This is a genomic window from Ideonella azotifigens, from assembly GCF_006519715.1.
Classification (GTDB): Bacteria; Pseudomonadota; Gammaproteobacteria; order Burkholderiales; family Burkholderiaceae_C; genus Ideonella; species Ideonella azotifigens.
In genome coordinates this window covers 1-4772 of sequence record NZ_VIDT01000438.1, presented here as the reverse complement: position 1 = coordinate 4772, position 4772 = coordinate 1, and the positions used below count along the sequence as shown (strand labels likewise).

Here is a 4772-nt window from a genome sequence, read left to right as displayed (position 1 = left end):
GCCAGGCGGCCGGCCGTGAGCTGCAGGCTGGCCATGGTGCCGGCATACAGGCCACGCAGCATGGCCAAGGCCCCATAGCTCAGGCCGAAGTCGGCCTGCCATGTGGGCAGCAGCACGTAGATCATGTCGGTGTAGCCGTCATGCAGCGCATGCGCGGCACACGAGACCCACAGCACCCGGGAACGCGAAGCGGCGCTTGGCGAGGGCTGCGCCGCGGTGGACGGTGGCATCGAGGTCGAGTCAAGCATGCGGCCACTCTAGGGCCGCGCTGGCGGCGCTTCAACGGACAATATTTCGCGGCAGCCGGGAGTTAAAGTCACGCCATGAACGGCGAGCCAAGCAGCGAGGGCAGGGACAAGCTGCCGCCCTTGAATGCGCTGCGCAACTTCGAGGCGGTTGCCCGGTGCGGCAGCTTTGCCGCTGCAGCCGCCGAGCTGCACGTGACCCACTGGGCCGTGGGCAAGCAGATCCGGTTGCTGGAAGACTGGTTCGGCGTGCCCTTGTTCGAGCGCCAGGCGCGCGGCGTTGTGCTCACTGACGCAGGCGCGGCGCTGCTCAACGACGTGACCCACGCGTTCGAGCGCCTGGCCGACGGCGCTGCCCGGCTTCGCCACGCTGACATCGTGCGCCGCGTGTCGGGCACCGTGCGAGTGAACGTGCTGGCCAGTTTTGCCCTTTGCTGGCTCCTGCCGCGCCTGGCGGACTTCCATGCGCGCTACCCCGACATCGAGGTCCGGGTGTCCACCACCTCGCGCAAGCTGCGCTATGTCGGCGATGCATTCGACATCGGCGTGCGTTCCGGCAACGAGGACGGCGCCGGCCTGGTGTCACGCCCGCTGATGGCCGACCTGCGCCTGCCGGCCTGCAGCCCGGCGCTGCTGCGCCAGCGCCCCATCCAGGGCGTGGCGGACCTGCGGCAGCACACGCTGCTGCATTCCGCCAGCACACGCACGTCCTGGTCACATTGGCTGAAAGCGGCGGGCATGCCCGAGCTCCGGGTGGTTCGCCATGTCGAATACGACCATGTGTTTCTCCAGCTGGCCGCCGCTGTCGAAGGCCTGGGGGTCACGCTGGCATCGCTGCCGCTGATCGAGAGAGACATCGCGGCGGGCCGCCTGGTGTGCCCGATCGCAGCGCCCACTTGGCGCGCGCCGGACTACACCTTGGTGCTCAACCGCGACCGCGCCGGCGACGATGCCGTTGCCGCCTTCGAGCGATGGATCACGACGGTGGCCGAACAGGGTCCGGTGAACTTGCAACTGCCAGGCTGAGGCATGCCGGATCGGCATAGCAGCTATCGGGACATTGCGCTTGCTCGGGCCGAAACGGGCCACAGAATCGCCGCAGCCACCGGGCTGGCCTTGCGGCGAGCGCGGGACACAAACCCTGGAGACCTCATGACGAAGTTCAACCGCCGGCGGGCCGTGCTGGCCACCTTGGCGCTGGCCGCTGGCACCGCGGTCCGCGCCGCGGAAGCCTGGCCGAGCAAGCCCATCCATTTGATCGTCGGCTACAGCGCCGGAGGTGCGGTGGACACGATTGCCCGCGCGCTGGCGGCGCAGTTGCAGCGTGAGCTGGGCCAGCCGGTGATCGTCGAGAACAAGCCGGGGGCCGGCACCAACCTGGCGATCAAGTCGCTGATCGACAGCCCGCCTGACGGCCATGGGCTGATGCTGGCCGCCAACGCGCTGGCCGCCAACGTGACCCTGTTCCAACCTGCGCCGTATGCGCTGGACAAGGTGCAGGCGGTGTCGCTGGTCGGCCGTGTGCCGGTGGTGATCGCGGCCAATGCGCAAGGCGGTGTGGACTCGATCAAGACGCTGATCAGCCAGTCCAAGGCCAAGCCCGATTCGATCGACTACGGCTCGCCCGGCAATGGCTCGACGCCGCACCTGGCGATGGAACTCTTCGAGCGCGCTGCCGGCATCCGCCTCAGCCATGTGCCGTACAAGGGCGGGGCGCAGGCGGTGACCGACGTCATTGGCGGCCACATCCAGACCGTGGCACTGAATGCGCTGGAAGTGCTGCCACATGCCAAGGCCGGCAAGCTGAAGGTGCTGGCGGTGCTGAGCACGCAGCGCTCGGCCATCTTCCCGGAAGCGCCGACGATTGCCGAGTCCGGCTTCCCGGGTTTCGAGGCCTCGGTCTGGTACGGCCTGGTCGCACCCGTCGGCTTGCCGCCGGCGGCGGCCACGCGCCTGCATCAGGCGGTGCAACACGCATTGGCGCAGGCCGAAGTGCGGGACCGGCTGACCTCGGCCGGCGGCGACGTGGCGCCGGGCAGCACCGCGATGTTCGCCGAGCTGCTCGGCAGCGAGCAGCAGCGCTACGGCAAGCTGATCCGCGAGGCCCACATCCAGCCGGAATGAGCAGCTGAAATGAGCGACTGAAGACAGGCTCAGGGCTGCAGGCTGGTCAGGTGGTGGGCTGCGCGGTGCAGGTGCGCGAGGAAGTGGCGCACGCTGGGCTTGAGCGCAGCGTCCGAGCGGGCCAGCGCCACCAGCTTGGCTTCCAGCGGGCCTTCGGCCACCGGCACGATGTCCAGGAAATCTGCGGCGAACGGATGCGTGGCGATCTGGTGGGGCAGCAGGCCCACGCAGTTGCCGCTGGCGATGATGGACAGCAGGCCCAGCGTGGAGTTGACCACTGCGCCAGCGGGCGGCGGCTTCAGGCCGTGCATCTCGAACAGGATCTTCGCGTAGCCGGTCTCGACGTTGGCACCGGTGTAGACCCAGGGTGCATTCGCCAGGTCTGCCAGCCGGCGCGCACGCGCCAGTGGATTGCCCTTGCGCACCACCACCACCATCGAGATGGGGATCAGCGGCTCGACCGTGAACTCGCCGGGCGGCAGGTGCTCGGGCAGCGGGCCGAGCGCAATGTCCACCTCGCCCTTGCGCAGCCTCGTGAGCTGCGCGATGTAGAGCTCCTCGATGATGCGCAGCTGCACCTGCGGGAACTCCTGGCCGAAAGTGCGCAGCGTCTCGGGGACCAGCACCATCACGGCCAGCGGCACCGCGCCGATGGTCAGCTCGCCGGTCATGCGGCCATCGAGCTGCTGGATCTGGTCCACCGCCTGCGAGAGCTCGCGGTCGGCCGCCACGGCGCGCTCGTAGAGCACCATGCCTTGCGCGGTGGCAAACACACCGGTGGTGGAGCGCTGCAGCAGCGTGGTGGCCAGCTCACGTTCGAGCTCGCGGATCATCTTCGTCAGGGCCGGCTGGGACAGGTGCAGGCGGCGTGCGGCGGCGCGCAGGCTGCCTTCTTCGACGGCGGCCACCAGGGCGCGCAGGCTGGTGAGCTTCATCGGAAAATGATAACCACGCGTTATTGCGCTGTGTGTTGCGACATCTTCTGAATCGCGGGGGCGATTTGTAAAGTCCGCCGACAGTCAACACAGTGGCCGCAGTGCGCGGCAGCAGCCCTCATGGCGACCATCATCGGCGGCATTGCCGCGTCCCACACGCCGACGATCGGCTTTGCCTACGACCGCGACAAGCGCGACGACCCGGTCTGGGCGCCGATCTTCGCGGCCTTCGATCCGGTGCGGGCCTGGCTGGCCCAGCAGAAGCCCGACGTGCTGCTGTTCATCCACAACGACCACGTCACCTCGTTTTTCTTCGACCACTACTCGGCGTTTTCGCTGGGCGTGGGCGGGCAGTGGGAGGTGGCAGACGAAGGTGCCGGCGCACGCGACCTGCCAGCCATTGGCGGCGACCCGGCATTCGCGGCCCACCTCGGCCGCTCGCTGATGGCCGACGAGTTCGACATGTCCTTCTTCCAGCGCCGGCCACTGGACCACGGCTGCTTCTCGCCGCTGTCCATGTTGTGTCCTCACGAGCAGGCCGGCGGCTGGCCGGTGAAACTGGTGCCGCTACAGGTCGGCGTGCTGCAGTTCCCCATTCCCACCGCGCGCCGTTGCTTCCGCCTGGGCCAGGCGCTGCGCCGCGCCGTCGAGAGCTACCCCGAGCCGCTGCGCGTGGCCATCGTCGCCACCGGCGGCCTGTCGCACCAGGTGCATGGCGAGCGCGCCGGCTTCAACAACACCGAGTGGGACCAGCGCTTCCTCGACCTGTTCGAGCGGGACCCGGAACGCCTGGCCCAGATGACCCACGCCGAATACGCCGAGCTCGGCGGCGTCGAAGGCGCGGAAGTCATCATGTGGCTGGTGATGCGCGGTGCATTGTCCTCACAGGTGCGCTGCTTGCACCGCAGCTACTACCTGCCGTCGATGACCGGCATTGCCTCTGCCGTCTACCAGAACCTGGCGCAGCCGGCCACCGCGGCCGAGCAGCAGCGCCAGGCGGCGCACGTGAATGCGCAGCTGGCCGGCGTCGAGAAGCTGCAGGGCAGCTACCCGTTCACGCTGGAGCGCAGCGTCGGTGCCTACCGCATCAACCAATTCCTGCACGCGCTGATCGAGCCGGTGCACCGCGCCGCCTTCCTGGCCGACGAGGAGGCCGAGTTCGCGCGCGCGGGCCTGTCCGACACCGAGCGCGAGCTGCTGCGACGGCGAGACTGGCGTGGCCTGATGCACCACGGTGCGATCTTCTTCGTGCTGGAGAAACTGGGCGCGGTGATCGGCGTGTCCAACCTGCACATCTACGCCGCAATGCGCGGCCAGTCGCTGGAGGAGTTCCAGCGCACGCGCAACGCGCCGGGTGCGCTGTATTCGGTGGCCGGCAAGGAAGCCACCGGCCTGAGCTGGGCGAGCAGTCCTACCGCGTAGGGCCGCGTCGCTCAGCTCGGCGGCCGTGCCGGGCCTTCAGCGCACG

Annotated in this window: 4 protein-coding genes and 1 pseudogene; 3 read left to right on the top strand and 2 right to left on the bottom strand. The window is 68.8% G+C overall.

Going from position 1 to position 4772, the window contains the following annotated elements; translation table 11 throughout:
- Positions 1-230: pseudogene (locus tag FKP22_RS21345) on the bottom strand (MFS transporter); the annotation flags it as partial.
- Positions 231-323: 93 nt separating this feature from the next.
- On the opposite strand from FKP22_RS21345, the gene gcvA reads away from it, so the two are divergent.
- A complete protein-coding gene (gcvA, locus tag FKP22_RS21340) occupies positions 324-1271 on the top strand; it encodes a transcriptional regulator GcvA (RefSeq protein ID WP_141289702.1) in 948 nt (315 codons plus the stop codon).
- Positions 1272-1397: 126 nt separating this feature from the next.
- Positions 1398-2369, top strand: a complete 972-nt coding sequence (locus FKP22_RS21335) for a Bug family tripartite tricarboxylate transporter substrate binding protein (RefSeq protein ID WP_141289701.1) — start codon at positions 1398-1400, stop codon at positions 2367-2369.
- A gap of 29 nt (positions 2370-2398) precedes the next feature.
- On the opposite strand, the gene FKP22_RS21330 is transcribed toward FKP22_RS21335, so the two are convergent.
- A complete protein-coding gene (locus tag FKP22_RS21330) occupies positions 2399-3304 on the bottom strand; it encodes a LysR family transcriptional regulator (protein WP_141289700.1) in 906 nt (301 codons plus the stop codon).
- A gap of 120 nt (positions 3305-3424) precedes the next feature.
- Between FKP22_RS21330 and FKP22_RS21325 the strand changes: the two genes are divergently transcribed.
- Positions 3425-4726 carry a gallate dioxygenase gene (locus tag FKP22_RS21325; protein ID WP_141289699.1) on the top strand — a complete coding sequence of 434 codons (1302 nt, stop codon included), beginning with the start codon at positions 3425-3427 and terminating at the stop codon, positions 4724-4726.
- Positions 4727-4772 lie beyond the last annotated feature (46 nt).